This is a genomic window from Nocardia sp. bgisy118, assembly GCF_057708605.1.
On the sequence record NZ_JBYISM010000029.1, the window covers coordinates 79,114 to 94,783 of the forward strand.

General features: G+C 69.1%; 15 protein-coding genes. 7 read left to right on the plus strand and 8 right to left on the minus strand.

Translation table 11 applies throughout. The features are described from left to right. Positions 1 to 97 precede the first annotated feature (97 nt). Both prfB and AC3EO7_RS29460 read right to left on the minus strand, forming a co-directional pair. Positions 98 to 1,216, minus strand: a complete 1,119-nt coding sequence (gene prfB, locus AC3EO7_RS29455) for a peptide chain release factor 2 (protein ID WP_431971093.1) — start codon at positions 1,214 to 1,216, stop codon at positions 98 to 100. A 65-nt stretch (positions 1,217 to 1,281) separates the two neighbouring features. Further along, positions 1,282 to 2,139, minus strand: coding sequence for a helix-turn-helix transcriptional regulator (locus AC3EO7_RS29460; protein ID WP_435593010.1), 858 nt, complete (start codon positions 2,137 to 2,139; stop codon positions 1,282 to 1,284). Positions 2,140 to 2,282: 143 nt separating this feature from the next. Here AC3EO7_RS29460 and AC3EO7_RS29465 point away from each other — a divergent pair, with 143 nt between their 5' ends. Together AC3EO7_RS29465 and hisN are read left to right on the plus strand one after the other, a co-directional pair. Further along, positions 2,283 to 2,873 (plus strand): NADPH-dependent FMN reductase, encoded by a 591-nt coding sequence (locus AC3EO7_RS29465; RefSeq protein ID WP_431971095.1) that lies wholly within the window; start codon positions 2,283 to 2,285, stop codon positions 2,871 to 2,873. 298 nt (positions 2,874 to 3,171) lie between these two features. Further along, positions 3,172 to 3,957 (plus strand): histidinol-phosphatase, encoded by a 786-nt coding sequence (gene hisN / locus AC3EO7_RS29470; RefSeq protein WP_431971096.1) that lies wholly within the window; start codon positions 3,172 to 3,174, stop codon positions 3,955 to 3,957. Between the two features lie 7 nt (positions 3,958 to 3,964). On the opposite strand, the gene AC3EO7_RS29475 is transcribed toward hisN, so the two are convergent. Genes AC3EO7_RS29475 through AC3EO7_RS29485 form a run of 3 tightly spaced genes read right to left on the minus strand, consistent with a single transcriptional unit; the run spans position 3,965 to position 5,922 of the window. Continuing rightward, a complete protein-coding gene (locus AC3EO7_RS29475; protein ID WP_431971097.1) occupies positions 3,965 to 4,492 on the minus strand; it encodes a GNAT family N-acetyltransferase in 528 nt (175 codons plus the stop codon). A gap of 38 nt (positions 4,493 to 4,530) precedes the next feature. Then, positions 4,531 to 5,496, minus strand: a complete 966-nt coding sequence (locus AC3EO7_RS29480) for a Vgb family protein (RefSeq protein ID WP_435593011.1) — start codon at positions 5,494 to 5,496, stop codon at positions 4,531 to 4,533. A gap of 60 nt (positions 5,497 to 5,556) precedes the next feature. Next, the gene (locus AC3EO7_RS29485) at positions 5,557 to 5,922 is read right to left on the minus strand and encodes a MerR family transcriptional regulator (protein ID WP_435593012.1); all 366 of its coding nucleotides are present in this window, start codon (positions 5,920 to 5,922) and stop codon (positions 5,557 to 5,559) included. A gap of 59 nt (positions 5,923 to 5,981) precedes the next feature. Here AC3EO7_RS29485 and AC3EO7_RS29490 point away from each other — a divergent pair, with 59 nt between their 5' ends. Next, positions 5,982 to 6,743, plus strand: coding sequence for an alpha/beta fold hydrolase (locus AC3EO7_RS29490; protein ID WP_435593013.1), 762 nt, complete (start codon positions 5,982 to 5,984; stop codon positions 6,741 to 6,743). Positions 6,744 to 6,745: 2 nt separating this feature from the next. Here the strand turns inward: AC3EO7_RS29490 and AC3EO7_RS29495 are convergent, their stop codons facing one another. Continuing rightward, a complete protein-coding gene (locus tag AC3EO7_RS29495; protein ID WP_435593014.1) occupies positions 6,746 to 8,320 on the minus strand; it encodes a glycosyltransferase family protein in 1,575 nt (524 codons plus the stop codon). A gap of 256 nt (positions 8,321 to 8,576) precedes the next feature. Next, the gene (locus AC3EO7_RS29500) at positions 8,577 to 8,867 is read right to left on the minus strand and encodes a hypothetical protein (RefSeq protein WP_435593015.1); all 291 of its coding nucleotides are present in this window, start codon (positions 8,865 to 8,867) and stop codon (positions 8,577 to 8,579) included. Positions 8,868 to 9,156: 289 nt separating this feature from the next. Here AC3EO7_RS29500 and AC3EO7_RS29505 point away from each other — a divergent pair, with 289 nt between their 5' ends. The 3 genes from AC3EO7_RS29505 (at position 9,157) to AC3EO7_RS29515 (ending at position 12,631) form a co-directional block, all read left to right on the plus strand. After that, positions 9,157 to 10,551, plus strand: coding sequence for an acyl-CoA dehydrogenase family protein (locus AC3EO7_RS29505; RefSeq protein WP_431971103.1), 1,395 nt, complete (start codon positions 9,157 to 9,159; stop codon positions 10,549 to 10,551). Positions 10,552 to 10,585: 34 nt separating this feature from the next. Next, positions 10,586 to 11,809, plus strand: coding sequence for an acyl-CoA dehydrogenase family protein (locus tag AC3EO7_RS29510; RefSeq protein WP_431971104.1), 1,224 nt, complete (start codon positions 10,586 to 10,588; stop codon positions 11,807 to 11,809). A gap of 180 nt (positions 11,810 to 11,989) precedes the next feature. Further along, positions 11,990 to 12,631 carry a hypothetical protein gene (locus AC3EO7_RS29515; protein WP_435593016.1) on the plus strand — a complete coding sequence of 214 codons (642 nt, stop codon included), beginning with the start codon at positions 11,990 to 11,992 and terminating at the stop codon, positions 12,629 to 12,631. A gap of 93 nt (positions 12,632 to 12,724) precedes the next feature. Here AC3EO7_RS29515 and AC3EO7_RS29520 read toward each other — a convergent pair whose 3' ends face one another. Beyond that, complete coding sequence (locus AC3EO7_RS29520; RefSeq protein ID WP_435593017.1) at positions 12,725 to 13,702, minus strand: acyl-ACP desaturase; 978 nt, start codon at positions 13,700 to 13,702, stop codon at positions 12,725 to 12,727. 239 nt (positions 13,703 to 13,941) lie between these two features. On the opposite strand from AC3EO7_RS29520, the gene AC3EO7_RS29525 reads away from it, so the two are divergent. Continuing rightward, complete coding sequence (locus tag AC3EO7_RS29525) at positions 13,942 to 15,567, plus strand: acyl-CoA synthetase (protein ID WP_435593018.1); 1,626 nt, start codon at positions 13,942 to 13,944, stop codon at positions 15,565 to 15,567. Positions 15,568 to 15,670 lie beyond the last annotated feature (103 nt).

The window sequence follows — 15,670 nt, forward strand, 5'->3', positions numbered from 1 at the left end:
GCGCCAGCGGATGCCGCAACTTCTGAGCGGGTTCCGAGAACCAATTCGGCTCAGCCTTCGCGCATCCGCCGGCGGATGCTGCGACTTCTGAAACAGCTCACTGGTTCTGGCTTTCTCGCATGCGCCACCTGATGCCGGACTCGATGAAACCGTCGATGTCGCCGTCCAGCACCGCGGTCGGGTTGTTGACCTCGTAGCTGGTGCGCAGGTCCTTGACCATCTGGTACGGGTGCAGCACGTAGGAGCGCATCTGGTTGCCCCAGGACGCGCCCTCGTTGGTCTTCAGCGCGTCCATCTCGGCGCGCTCCTCCTGCCGCTTGCGCTCCAGCAGCTTGGCCTGCAGCACGCGCATGGCCGAGATCTTGTTCTGCAGCTGGGATTTCTCGTTCTGGCAGGTCACGACGATGCCGGTCGGGATGTGCGTGATGCGCACCGCGGAGTCGGTGGTGTTGACGCTCTGGCCACCGGGACCCGAGGAGCGGTACACGTCGACGCGGATCTCGGTCTCGGGCACCTCGATGTGGTCGGTGGTCTCGACCACGGGAAGCACCTCGACCTCGGCGAAGGAGGTCTGGCGGCGGCCCTGGTTGTCGAACGGGCTGATCCGCACCAGGCGGTGGGTGCCCATCTCGACCGAAAGGGTGCCGTACGCGTAAGGCGTCTTCACGGCGAAGGTGGCGCTCTTGATGCCCTGGCCTTCGGCGTAGGACGTGTCGTACACCTCGACGGCGTACTTGTGCCGGTCCGCCCAGCGGATGTACATGCGCATCAGCATCTCGGCCCAGTCGGCGGCGTCGTCGCCACCGGCGCCGGAGCGGATGTTGACCAGCGCCTCGCGCTTGTCGTACTCGCCCGAGAGCAGGGTGCGGACCTCCATCGCCTCCACGTCGGCGTGTAGCGCGGCTCGTTCGGTGTCGGCCTCGGTGAGCGCCTGGGTGCGGGCCTCGCCCTCCTCGCCCTCGGCGAGTTCGTAGAGCACCGGCAGATCCTCGAGCCGCTGGCGCAGCTCCTCGACCCGGCGCAGCTCGCCCTGCGCGTGGGACAGCTGGCTGGTCACCTGCTGCGCGTGATCCTGGTTGTTCCACAGGTCGGGATCGGCCGCCTGGTGCTCGAGCTCATCGATGCGGCGGCGCAGTTCCTCGATGTCGAGGACCGACTCGACCGTCTTCAGCGTGGCGTCGAGTTCGGCGAGATCAGCGGAAACGTCAGGATGCACGATGTATTAGACTACCGGCCCCGCCGAGGCGGGAAAAAGCGCGCCCGCCGTTTGCGGGGGATGTCTCAGCCGGAGACCGCGCGCAGCTGCCCGGGGCGGCGGCCCGCCAGCGCGTCCAGCGCCGCGGCCGTGGCGTCGTCGGCGGGCAGGTGGACGATGAGCTGCTGGTCGTCGTCGGCGAACAGGTCGAGGGTTTCGTAGGCCAGGCGCAGCGAGCCCGCCGCCGGGTGGGCGAGCCGGGTGATGCCGGTGGCGGAGGGCAGGCTGGGCACGTTCTCCACGCGCCGGGTGAACTCGTCGCCCGCGATCACCGTGAGTTCGTCGGCGAGCGCCGCGATGGCCGGGTCGGCGCGGAACGGACCCTGCTTGAGGGCCGCGACCCGCTGGTCGGCCACGTCGTCCCAGTCGGGGTAGACGAGACGGGCGCGCGGGTCGGCGAAGACGAAACGCGCCAGGTTGGCCAGCGGGTCGTCGTCGAGCAAGCCGGTCGGGCCCATCAACCTGCGGTAGCCCTCGGTGCACGCGAGCACCTCGCCGAGCCGGTTGACCACGACCGCGGCCGCCGGGTCCAGGTGATCGAGAACGGCGCGCACGGTCGGGCGCACCTGCCGCGTCGGCTGCGCGCCGCCCGTGCAGCTGAACCCGGGGTCGGCGGACTTGGTCAGGCGATGCAGGTGGACGCGTTCGCTCGGTGTGAGCTGGAGCGCGTCGGCCAGCGCCGAGAGCACCGGCGGCGAGGGATGACGGTCGCGCCCCTGCTCCAGCCGGGTGATGTATTCGACGCTCACCCCGGCCACGGTGGCCAGTTCGGCGCGGCGGAGTCCGGGGGTACGCCTGCGCGGACCCGCGGGCAGGCCGACCCGCGCCGGACTTACTGCCTCGCGCCTGCTCCGGAGAAACAAGCCAAGCTCGTTGTCGCTCACCCTCCGAACGGTACAAGCACGGCCCGCCGCAAGGGTGGCCCTGCCACTACCACTCTCCGCGCGGTCTACCAGTCCCACGCGGTCCGGCAGCAGATTGAGACGCGGCGGTCGCACCGACCGCACTCGATCGAAGGAGAGCAAACATGTCCGCTCTGAAGCTCGCGGTGATCATCGGCAGCGTCCGCGAGGGCCGGTTCGGTTCGACGGTGGCCGCCTGGTTCGCCGAACAGGCTGCCAGCCACGGCGGCTTCGAGGTCGACGTGATCGACCTCGCCGACGCCGACCTGCCGCTCGCGCTGCCCGCGGTCCCGCCCGCCATGGAACCGAACCCGCCGCGCCCCGAGGGCATGGTCGACCTCAGCGCCCGGCTGGCCGCCGCCGACGCGTTCGTCATCGTCACCCCCGACTACAACCGCAGCTACCCGGCCGCGCTGAAAGCCGCCATCGACTGGCACTTCACCCAGTGGGACGCCAAGACGATCGGATTCGTCGGCTACAGCGGAGCCAGCGGCGGCCTGCTCGCGATCGAGCACCTGCGGCAGGTCTTCAACGAACTGAACGCGCACACCGTCCGCGAGTACGTCTCGTTCCCGCGCTACTACCTGCTCTTCGACGAGGAAGGCCGGCTGCGCGAACCGAACGAACCCGCCGCCGCGGCGCAGACGATGCTCGACCGGCTGCACTGGTGGGCCGCCGCGCTCGCCGCCGCCCGGACGGCGTCGGTCGCCGCCTGAGGCGCTCGATCGAGTGCAGTGGGCGTGCAGGGTCTCCGGTCCGGTCGTGCGCATGCTGCCGACGGCGTCCGTCCGACAGTTCTCAGTAGGCGTACTTCCGCCTCCGGCCCGGCTGTGCGCGAGCCGACGACGCGCTCCGTCCGGCCGCGTCCGGCAGGCGCGCCCCGCCTCAGCCCGGCCATACGCGAGCCTGCGACGAACTCCGCGGCACAGTCCGTCGAGCGTGCCACGCTTCGGTCCGGCCGGACGCGGGCTGTCGACGGCCCGCGTCCGGCCGCGTCCATTAGGGTTTGCTGACGTGGCTGCTCACTCCTCTGACCTCGAACTCGCGTTGCGGCTGGCCGACGCGGCCGACACGATCACCAGGGCGCGGTTCGGCGCGCTGGATCTGAAGGTGGACGCGAAGCCGGATCTGACGCCGGTCTCGGACGCCGACCTCGCGGTGGAGCGGGCGATCCGCCAGATGCTGACGCACGAGCGGCCGGAGGACTCGGTGCTCGGCGAGGAGTTCGGCGGCGACGCGGAATTCCGCGGGCGCCAGTGGGTGGTCGACCCGATCGACGGCACCAAGAACTTCGTGCGGGGCGTGCCGATCTGGGCCAGCCTGATCGCTCTGCTGGAGGACGGCGTGCCGGTGGTGGGCGTGGTGAGCGCGCCCGCGCTGGCGCGGCGCTGGTGGGCGGCGGCGGGTTCGGGCGCTTGGACCACCTTCCATCCCGGTGCGCCCCACCCGATTTCGGTGTCGGCCGTCGCCGGGCTCGATTCGGCGAGCCTGGCCTTCTCCAGCCTGTCCGGCTGGCGCGAGCGCGGGATGCGCGAGGACTTCCTCGCACTCACCGACGATGTGTGGCGGGTGCGAGGATACGGCGATTTCTTCAGCTACTGCCTGCTCGCCGAGGGCGCGGTCGACATCGCGACCGAACCCGAAGTGTCGCTGTGGGATCTGGCCGCCCTCGACATCCTGGTCCGCGAGGCGGGCGGCGTCTTCACGTCGCTGTCCGGCACGCCGGGCCCGCACGGCGGCGACGCCGTCGCGACCAACGGACTCCTGCACGAGGCGGTGCTGTCCCGCTTCGCGCGCTAGACAGGGCCTAGGTCAGCAGCTTCTCCATCAACACGACGCGGTCGGTGCCGTGGAACTGCGGCGGCAGCGTCGTCTCCCGCAGCTCGGTGAAACCCTGTGCGGCGTAATACTTCCGCAGTCCGGGGTTGTCCGCGGCGGTATCCAGGCGCTGCCGGTCGAGCCCGCGCGCACGGGTGCGTTCGGCGCAGAACGCGAGCACCCGCGCGCCCATTCCGCGGCCGCGGTGGCCGGGCGCGACCATGAGTCCGTGCACGTACCCGGCCTCGAGCTCGCCTGCGCCCCAGAAGTCGGGGTCGTGCCAGACCAGCCGCACGGCCGCCACCACCTCACCGGTCGGCTCGCGCCGCACGTACCACTCGCCGCGGGTCGCCTCCCGCGCGAGGATCGCGACGGGGTATTCACCGGGTAGCCACTGCCTGATGCCGTTGGCGACCATCCAGCGCGCCAGGCGGTCGCGGAGGGCGATGAGCGGGGCGGCGTCGGCCGTGGTCGCCGGAACCATGTCGAGGGGTTCGAGCGTGTGGGAATCCACCATGCCAGCCAACCTACTGGCTGCGCGGGCGTACGTTCCGGCTATCGCCGCCGTTCGTCGGCTGGAGTGAGGTCGAGCCCGGCCGGTGGACGCAATCGGCGCAGGGCGCCGTCCATGCTCGTCACGTACAGCGCCCAGCCGTCGCCCTCGCGCACGATGCGCACCGATGTCGCACCGTCCGGCGGATTGCGGAGCGGGCCAGGCTTGATCAGTCCGGTGATGATGGCGCAGGCCGCGCCGGTCGCGGTGTCGATCTTGTAGACGGCGCCCAGCGCATGATCGGCGACGAACAGCTGACCGTCGCGGGTGGCCTCCATGTCGTCGGGCAGCGCGAGCAGCTGCGGAATGCCCGAGACGACGGTCGAGGTGCCCGGGGCGTCCAGCGGAATGCGGAAGATCTTCAGCTCCAAGCTGTCCGTGAACACGGATCGGCCGTCGGGCGCGAGCGCGAGTCCGTTGGTCAGCGGCAGCGGGGACCAGGTTTTGGTGTACTCGCCGGTGGACGGGCGATAGCGCGAGATGCCGGTCGGGGCGGACTTGATGCCGAGGGTGGTGAACAGCAGGTCCCCGTCGGGAAGCACCAGCAGGCCGTTCGGTCCGTTCAAGTCGGTCAGCAACACCTCGACCGCGCCTGTGTCGAGGTCGTAGCGCTGCAACGTGCCCGGCGGGGCGTCCAGGCCGTCGCCGGTCAGGTAGTACACCGAGCGGCCGACCACCCGCACGCCCGCGGGGTGATCGAGTCCGGTGAGCAGCGGTTCGAAGCGGCCGGAGGCGTCGACGTGGGCGAGGAATCCATCGAGGATGCCGGTGACGTAGAACCCGCCCGCGCCGTCGCTGTCGAGATTCTCCAGATTGCCCACGCCCGCGACCACGGTCTCCGCGATCCACCCCTGCGCGCACGACGCGGGCACGAAATCCGCCCGCACCGTAGGTGATCCGATCGTCAGTCCAGCCGCGATCGTCAAGACCGCGGCGCCGAAGCGCTTACTCCCCATCCGTGATGGCATGCGGCATACGCTAACACCGCCGCACACCGAACGACCTGGTCGAAGACTCCTGCGCTGGAGTCACTCTCGGTCGAGCCAGTCCCGGATGGCGTCGCGCTGCACCTCGAGCAAGCCGCGCTGCCTGGTGAGTTCGGCGATCTTGCTGCCGAGCTCGGCGAAGCGCTGTTCGACGATGTCGAGCGACTCGTCACAGGGCAGCACCCACCGCGTCGGATCCGACATACAGGGCAGCAGACCGCGGCTGTCCTCGGTCGACATTCCGGCCGAGAGCAATTCGCGAATGCGGGCGACCCGCGCGGACGCGTCCGCGCCATAGGTGCGGTAGCCCTTCCCGTCTCGGCCGGGCACCAGCAACCCTTGTTCCTCGTAGTAGCGCAGCAGTCGCGGGGCCACGCCGCTGGCGCGCGACAGGTCTCCGATCAGCATGTGACTCCGCTCACTCCGGGTTGGCCTTCACATCCATGTGAATACCTAACTTCGGCGGCATGACAGCGATTCCCCTGACCACCACCGTCTCCGGCGCCGGGCCCGGCATCGTTCTCGCGCACGGGGCGAGCGGCTCGATCGCGAGCAATTTCGGCGGCATCATCCCGGCGCTGGCCGCGACGCACACCGTGGTGGCCTCCGATTACCCCGGCGACGACACCCGGCTCGACCTCGACGCACTCGCCGATGCACTGGTCGCGGCCGCGGTGGACGCGCGCGTCGAGACCTTCACCGTCCTCGGGTTCTCGCTCGGCACCGCGGTGGCGGTGCGGGCCGCCGTCCGGCATCCCGACCGGGTCCGCGGATTACTGCTGGCCGCGGGCTTCGCGAAGCCGGACAACCGCGCCAGGATTGCCGTCCAGGCGTGGCAGGATCTGCTGGATCTCGGCGACACCGAGACGTTCGCGCGGCTGTCGGCCCTGGTCGGTTTCTCGGCGGACCATCTCGGCTCGCTGCCCACCGCCGCTGTCGACGCGCTGATCCGGCAGACCGCCGCCGCCGTGCCCGGCGGGACGAGGCAGCAAGCAGCCCTCGTCGAAAACGTGGACACCACAGCCGATCTGGCGCGCATCACGGTGCCGACGCTGGTGCTGAACGCCACCGCCGACCTGCTGATCGACCCGGCCAATTCGCGCATGCTCGCCGCGGCCATTCCGGGCGCGGAGTACGTCGAGATCGACGCCGGGCATGCGCTCATGGTCGAGCGGCCCGCGCAATGGTGGAAGGTCATCGACGAGTTCCTGCGCAGGAATCGGCTCTAGATTCAGCCGAGATGCTTTGCGCGCGGCCAGAGTTCGTGCCACGGCGCGCGCGGCTCGCGGCAGACGAACAGCGGCTCGCCCTGTTCGTCGTTGTCGATGCCGAGGCCGTTGTCGATGCGGCCCGCCGGTTCGACGACGGCGCACAGTTCGGCGAGTCGATCACGCTCGATGCCGACCATGAGCACCTCCGTGGCGGTGCCGGGCGGTGGGCCCCACCACCAGTAGGCGTTGTGGCCGGAGTGCGGTGTCGGCAGGTCATAGGGCGCGCCGAAGCGCTCGATCGCGCCCGCCTCGCCGTAGTTGGCGGTGAGCACGGCGACGTCACCACCCAAACCGGCACGGACAGCGCCGATTCGACGGACGAACTCCGGCCATCCGATGGTCTCCCCCGCGTCGTAGTTCACCGCGAGCACCGGTGACCCGGGCAGCGCCGAGACCGGGAGGATCGGAAGGAACAACACGGCCGAGCCGATCGCATTCACCGTCACGACCGAGCAGGCCGCCGCCCAACGCCAACGCCGCAGGCCGAGCATGCCTGCCAACGGCACCGCGCCCGCGGCGAGCAGGATCGGATACATCCCGCCCAGGTAATACGCCTTCCCGCCGGTCAGCAGGAAGACGACGAACAGCAGACCGTAGGCGACCGGGATAGCGCGATAGCGCGGCTCCCGCCAGAGCCGCCACAGTCCGTAGATCCACAGCGGCGTCAGCAGCGGACCCATCAGCCCGAATTGCAACAGTACGAACATGATCGGCGAATCGGACGTGCCGGACGAACCGCCCGCGATCGCCCGCCCGACGTCCCACTGCGGCCACCCGTTGCGCGCCTGCCACCACAGATACGGCAGCCAGAGCAGGGCCGCCAGCCCGACAGCCACGGGAAAGTACCTGGTCGCCAAGACCTTTCGCGGGCCGACTACGAGCAGCGCGACCACCAGCGCCGCGCCGGGAAAGATCAGCAGCGACTTGTTCAGCAGGCCAGCCCCCGCCACCAGCCCGATCGCAAGCCACCAACGGGGATCGGCGCGAAGGACAGCCGCGCCGTCGACGGCCGATTTCGCGGCTATGACCGCATCGGCGGATTCCACGACGGCAGGGTCCGCCGCGGCGACTGGGACCGAATATTGTGCGACCGTCACCGATTTCGCGCCTGAGCCGGGCCGAGCGGGGTAACGCAGCAACCGCAAAAGCAACAACCCCAGCACCGACCACGCCGCCAGATCGAACACAGCCGTGCTCAGCAGATGTCCCGCACCCTGCACCAGCGCGGCGCTCGCGACCGCCGCCGCGGCCAGCGCCCGCGCCGCGCGACCACCGCCGAATTCCCGGGCCATCAGCCCGGCGCAGACCACCACGAGGGTCGCCGCGAGCACGGCGGGTGCCCGCAGCAGCGGTAACGATTCGGGATCGATGGCCGCCATCGCCCTGGCCACCAGCGGCGTGAACGGCGGCTGATCCGCATAGCCCCACGCGGGATGCCTGCCCGCCGCGAGAAAGTAGAGCTCATCGCGGTGGTAGCCGTACCGATTCGAGAACGCGACCAGCACGGCGGCGAAAACCCCCGCTACCCAGTACATCCGGCCACGATGACACAGCGCCGCGCATCCGGCCACATCACACGAACCCCGCGTCTCCGGCGACCGACGCACTGCGTACCGCAGAAATACAGCATCGCGAGGAAACACAGCGTCCCGCACAGAGTCGCGAGAAACACAGTGTCTCAAAAGCACAGCGGCCCAAGAAACACAACACTCCGAACGGACGGCACCACCGCGGCCAGCCCCGCGGGACCCTCACATCATCCGACACGACGGTCCCACGGAGCCGTTTCCGTCAGGGCCGCGCCGAGCCGGTACCCGACCCCGACGCGGATCCGGATCCGCCGGAGCCCGAGCCCGCCGAGCCGGACGGGAAACCGACTTCGCCCGAACCGAGGTCGATACCCGTCCCCGCTTCACCGGAGCCGAAGTCCACCACCGGTGCGCCGGAACCGAAATCGACCCGCGGCGGCCCGCCGGGATCCACATCGATGGGCACCAACGGCAGACCCGGCGCGGCGATCGCCGCCGGTGCGCCCAACCCGACCGCCACCGCGAACCCGGCCATTACCACAAGCCGCTTCATGAACAAGACCTCCATCTCGGGGGCAGACAAACGTGCCGACACCGTAGCCGAATCCAGCGCATTGTGAAGTACATTCGTTTCACTACGTGGCAATCGTGAGCCGTCACGAAGAATCGGGCCCACACCTGGGATCGAGACGCGATTCGCGCACCGGAGCGTCGGCCACGGCCAACCTCCGGCAGCATCGGATCGACGGCCGCTCGACGGCCTTCTTACTCTGGAGTAAGATAGCCTTACTCAGGAGTAAGATAGCTGGGGCAAGACCTCACCCACCCACCCGAGAAAACAGGTGATGATGAGCACTCGAGACAGCGCAACGACGCGACGTCCAGACACGTCCGCCGTCGGCCTCAATCAGCCCAAGCGGGACTGGATGGGTGCCGCCATGCGGGCCATGACGACTCTCACCGGGTCGGAACTCGCCGAGAAGTACAACTTGCGCAAGCCGATCGAGCGGGTCACCTACGAAGGCACCAAGACCGGCTTCCGCACTCTGGGTGCGGCCACCCGCGCGTTCAACAAGATCGCGGGCGGCGGTGCGCCGAAACGGCTCGCGGACAACGAGTCGAAGAAGAAGGACCTCTTCGACATCACCCCGTCCGACGAGCAGCAGATGATCGTCGAGACGGTGCGCGAATTCGCCGCCGAGATCCTGCGCCCCGCGGCCTACGAGGCCGACCACGCCGCCAAGGCGCCGCGCGACCTGCTCGAGCGCGCGGCCGAACTCGGCATCACCCTGATCAACGTGCCCGAGGAGCTCGAGGGTGCGGCCTCCGAACGCGGCGCGGTCACCAACTCGATGGTCGCCGAGGCGCTCGCGCACGGCGACATGGGTCTGGCGCTGCCGATCCTGGCGCCGAGCGGCGTCGCTGTCGCGCTCTCCCAGTGGGGCACCGACTCGCAGCAGAAGACCTACCTGCCCGCCTTCACCGGCGAGAACGTCCCGCAGGCCTCGGTCGTGATCAACGAGCCGCGCGCGCTGTTCGACCCGTTCGCCTTGCAGACCAAGGCCACCCGTTCGCCGAGCGGCTACCGCCTCAACGGCGTCAAGAGCCTGGTGCCCGCCGCCGCGGACGCCGAGCTGTTCCTGATCGCCGCCGACCTCGACGGCCGCCCCGCCCTGTTCATCGTCGAGTCCGACGCGCCGGGCCTTGTCGTCGAGGCCGATCCGAGCATGGGTCTGCGCGCCGCGGGCATCGGCCGTCTGCTGCTCAACGACGTGGCGGTCGGCGCCGACGCCGTCCTCGGTGACGGCGACGCCAAGACCCGCGCGGAGGAGTACGCCGACGCGGTGCGCCTGGCGCGTCTCGGCTGGGCTTCGCTCGCCGCGGGCACCGGCCAGGCCGTGCTCGACTACGTGATCCCCTACGTCAACGAGCGCGAGGCGTTCGGCGAGCCGATCTCGCACCGCCAGGCGGTCGCGTTCATGGTCGCCAACATCGCCATCGAACTCGACGGCCTGCGACTGGTGACCCTGCGGGGCGCGTCGCGCGCCGAGCAGGGCCTGTCCTTCGGCCGCGAGGCGGCGCTGGCCCGCAAGCTGGCCACCGACAAGGGCATGCAGATCGGCCTGGACGGTGTGCAGTTGCTCGGCGGCCACGGCTTCACCAAGGAACACCCGGTCGAGCGCTGGTACCGCGATCTGCGGGCCATCGGCGTCGCCGAGGGTGTCGTGCTCATCTGACCGGCTTGTTCGTTCCTTCAGGAGACCTTCCACAATGATCAATCTCGAACTCCCCAAGAAGCTGCGGGCCAGCGCCAACCAGGCCCACCAGGTCGCCTCGGAGATCTTCCGGCCGATCTCGCGCAAGTACGACCTCGCCGAGCACCAGTACCCGGTCGAGCTGGACACCATGGCCGCCATGGTCGAGGGCCTGGCCGACTCCGGCACCCAGAAGATCGGCGGCGCCGCGGGCGGCCGCTCCGAGGCGTCGGACACACACGCCACCGAGCTGCTCGGAAACACCAACGGCGGCAACATGTCCGCGCTGCTGAACGCGCTGGAGACCTCGTGGGGCGATGTCGGCCTGATGCTGTCCATCCCCTACCAGGGTCTGGGCAACGCGGCCATCGCGGCGGTCGCCACCGACGAGCAGCTGAAGCGGTTCGGCAAGGTGTGGGCCGCGATGGCCATCACCGAGCCGTCCTTCGGGTCCGACTCCGCCGCCGTCACCACCACCGCGGTGCGCGACGGTGACGAATGGGTGCTCAACGGCGAGAAGATCTTCGTCACCGCCGGTCAGCGCGCCACCCACATCGTGGTGTGGGCGTCGGTCGACAAGAGCCTTGGCCGCGCGGCGATCAAGTCGTTCGTCGTGCCGCGGGACGCTCCGGGTCTCTCGGTGGCGCGGCTCGAGCACAAGCTCGGCATCAAGGCTTCCGACACCGCCGTGCTGCTGTTGCAGGACTGCCGGATTCCCGCCGACAACATCCTCGGCAGCCCGGAAGTCAACGTGGAGAAGGGTTTTGCCGGGGTCATGCAGACCTTCGACAACACCCGTCCGCTGGTGGCCGCGATGGCGGTCGGCGTGGCCCGTGCCGCGCTCGAGGAGCTGCGCGCCATCCTGACCGGCGCGGGTATCGAGATCTCCTACGACACCCCGGCGATCAACCAGCACGCCGCGGCGGCCGAATTCCTGCGCATGGAAGCCGATTACGAGTCCGCCTACCTGCTGTCGCTGCGCGCGGCGTGGATGGCCGACAACAAGAAGCCCAACTCGCTGGAAGCCTCCATGTCGAAGGCCAAGGCGGGTCGCACCGGCACCGACGTCACCCTCAAGGCCGTCGAACTGGCGGGCACCATCGGCTACTCCCAGCGCACCCTGCTGGAGAAGTGGGGCCGCGACTCGAAGATCCTCGACATCTTCGAAGGCACCCAGCAGATCCAGCAGCTCATCGTCGCGCGCCGGGTGCTCGGCAAGACCAGCGCCGAACTGAAGTGACGCGCTAGCGGCAGACACGGTGAAACCGGTGCGGGGTTGGGTGGCCCCGCACCGGTTTTCCGGTTTCGGGGTGGGGTTGTGGAGGGGGGTCGGGGATCGGCTAGGGTCTCGAGGGTTACCGCGATCTGCGGGCTGATTTCAGTAAGGGCTGTACCAAGGACTCTGGCAAGGAGATTGGTTATGCGTCGACTGAGTTTCAAGCGTCATCTCACTGCGGCAGCGGTCGTTTCGGCCGTTCTCGCGACGGTGTTCAGCGGAAGTGCAGCGGCGGAGCCCGAGCTTCCGACCGTGGATTGGGGCATCGCGGTGCAGAAACTGCGCGAGGCCGCGGAGGGCAATCCGATGGCGGAGGAGGCCATCGATCGCCTGCTCGCCATGCCGGGCATGATGCCCGCGAACAGCCGGGTCGCGCTGCCCGCCCAGCCGTTCCAGGTTCCGGCCCAGTCCGACATCGGGCGCGGTGAAGGGCCAGGCATGTACGGGTCGGGCATCGCGCTCGGCATCGACGGCTTCCGCCTCGGCTTCTTCGGCGGCCCCGGCACCATCTCGCCGAACCAGGGCGGCGCCAAGCTGGAAGCGCTGTGGGTCAATCTGTCCAACGGCCGCAGCGGCACCGAGGCGCTCTACGAGCACGAGGACGTTCCGGTGGACACCACCATTCGCTCCAGGGCGCTCGCCCTCGGCCCCGGCATGATCGTCTCGGCCGTGTACGGAACCCTGTGGCACCGTTGGTCGGTCCCGGTCAGCGACACCAACCCGGACGGCTTCCAGTACCAGCGCGGCACCATCTCCATCCCCTCGATGGGCGCCATCTACAACTGATCCCGCCGTGCGTCGCGGCGGCGACCGCCACGCCTCCGCGACGCACACCCGAGCCCCCGCCGCGCACAGCCGCGCCCCGCACACCAGTACTTCTCATGCCCGCCCCGAATCGCCTGTCTCGGCCTCGAATCGGCGGGCGGCCTCCGCCATCAGAATGCGATCGCGCCGTTCCTCGAACCGCGCGGCATCGCGCTCCAGCTTCTCCAGAAACGCGCCCAGCTCCCCCCGGAAACGTTCACCACGATCGCCGAAATCATTGCGGCCGAACACATTCCATTGGCGCAGCACCGGCATCAGCACGTCCTCCAGATGCTGACGCAGATCGTAGATGCCGTGTTTGGCGATGAGCACGGCGTTGCGCCGGAAGTCGGGCATGCCGATGCCGGGCATCTGGAACTTCCGCACGATCGTCGCGATCGCCTCCAGCGTCTGATCCGGCGCGAGATCCAATGCGGCACCGCACATGTTCCGGTAGAAGACCATGTGCAGATTCTCGTCGGCGGCGATGCGTTGCAGCATCTTGTCCGCGATCGGGTCGTCACACACCTTGCCGGTGTTGCGATGGCTGACCCGCGTGGCGAGCTCCTGGAACGTCACGTACGCCAGGCCGTAGAGCACGTTGGTGTCGTCCCAGGTGGCGGGAGTATCGGCGCCTTTGGTCATGTGCACCATGCGCGCGCGTTCCAGCGCGACCGGGTCGACTCCCCTGGTGACCACCAAGTAGTCGCGCATCGTGATGCCGTGCCGGTTCTCCTCGGCGGTCCACCGGCCGACCCAGCTGCCCCACGCACCGTCCCTGGAGAAGTTCTCCGCGATCTCGCGGTGGTAGGAGGGCAGATTGTCCTCGGTGAGCAGGTTGACCACCATGGCCGCCTTCGCCACCTCGGACAGCCGTGACTGTCCCGGTGCCCAGTCGGCGCCGCCCATCGTCGCGAAATTGCGTCCCTCGCTCCACGGCACGTACTCGTGCGGGTGCCAGTCCCTGGCCGTCGCCAGATGCCGGTTCAGCTCGCGCTCGGCGACCGGCTCCAGCTCGATCAGCAATTCCAATTGGGTCAGATTCCTCGACACGCTTCTTGTCTCCTCCGGGCGGCAGCGTCTTCCAGCAGCTCGGTCAGGTGGCGAGGTCGCAGGTGCAGGACAACGGCGCCGCCCGGAGAGACCCGCGCCGGCTGAGCCCCGTCAGATGCCATTGTCCGCTTTGTCGGCTTTAAATGTGACCCATCACACGTTCGCTGCTACGGTAGGCATCCACATAGCCGAGTTCGCGTGGTCGAGTGCCCACGCGAAGTTCAGTGGAGGTGTTCGGATTGAGCGTGGCGCGTGCGCTGGAAACTGTGAAAGCTTTGGGGGTGCTCCGGTCTCGCGGAGTCAGCGATCCCAAGGCACCGCTGGAAACCCTGCGCACCATGAAGGAGACCAGGATCTACGGCCCGCAGGCCGCCCTGGTCCGGCATTCCGCCCGCATCGCGCCGGACCGGATCGCCCTCGCGGACGAACGCGGTGAGCTGACCTATCGCGAGCTGGACGAGCAGTCCACCGCCGTCGCCCGCGGCCTGCACGACGCGGGCATCACCGAGGGCACCGTGATCGCCGTGCTGGCACGCGACCACCGCGGCCTGATCATGTCGATGATCGCCGCGGGCAAGCTGGGCGCCCGAATCGCGCTGATGAACACCGGCTTCGCCAAGCCGCAGTTCGCCGAGGTGTGCGTCCGCGAGAAGGTCAAGGCGGTGCTGCACGACAGCGAGTTCCTGGGCCTGCTCGACGCGCTGCCCGAGGACCTGCCGCGCTACCTGACCTGGGTGGACGAGGGCGCCCAGCTACCGGAGGGCGCAAAGACCTTCGACGACCTGATCGCCGCCAACTCCAGCGAGCCGCTGCCCGCACCGGCCAAGCCCGGCGGCTTCATCATCCTCACCAGCGGCACCACCGGCCTGCCCAAGGGCGCGCCGCGCACCAAGGTGACGCCGATGGCCACCGCGCAGTTCGTCGACCGCATCCCGTTCCAGAAGTTCGGCACGATGGTGATCGTCTCGCCGATCTTCCACAGCACCGGCCTCGGCACCTGGCTGGTGGGCACGGTGCTGTCCAACAAGATCGTGATGCGCCGCCGCTTCGATGCCGAGGCCACCCTGAAGATGGTGTCCGACCACAAGGCCGACATGCTGGTCGCGGTGCCGACGATGCTGCACCGCATGGTCGAGCTGCCCGAGGAGGTGCGCGCCAAGTACGACACCTCCTCGCTGAAGGCCATCGTGCTCGCCGGTTCCGCGCTGGCGCCCGAGCTGTGCATCCGCGCCGCCGAGGTGTTCGGCCCCGTGCTGCACAACCTGTACGGCTCGACCGAGGTCGCGATCGCCACCATCGCCAAGCCGGAGGAACTGGCGCAGGCGCCGGGCACGGTCGGCCGCCCGCCGATCACCTGCGACGTGCGGCTCTACGACGACAACGACCAGCTGGTCACCGACCGCAATGTCACCGCGCGCATCTTCGTGCGCAGCGGCGCCCCGTTCGAGGGCTACACCGACGGCAGGAACAAGCAGATCATCGACGGCTACATGTCGAGCGGCGACGTGGGCCACTTCGACGCCAACGGCCTGCTGATGGTGGACGGCCGCGACGACGACATGATCGTCTCCGGCGGCGAGAACGTCTTCCCGCAGGAGGTGGAGAACCTGCTGCTGGAACGTCCCGACGTGTTCGACGCGGCGGTGATCGGCGTGGACGACGTGGAATTCGGCAAGCGGCTGCGCGCCTTCGTCGTTCCCGAGCCCGGCCACACGCCCGACGGCGAGGAGCTCAAGGCCTACGTCAAGGACAACCTGGCCAGGTACAAGGTGCCGCGCGAGGTCGTCTTCCTGGACGATCTGCCGCGCAACCCCACCGGGAAGCTGCTGCGCCGGGTGCTCGTGGAGTACAAGATCGACGCCTGACCCGATCCGGGTCGCGAATCGGAGCCGTTGCGGCGCAACCCGATTCGCGACCCGATGGGTATCCGAAAGGCAAGACCGCCACGCGGTGAGATGGATGACACAC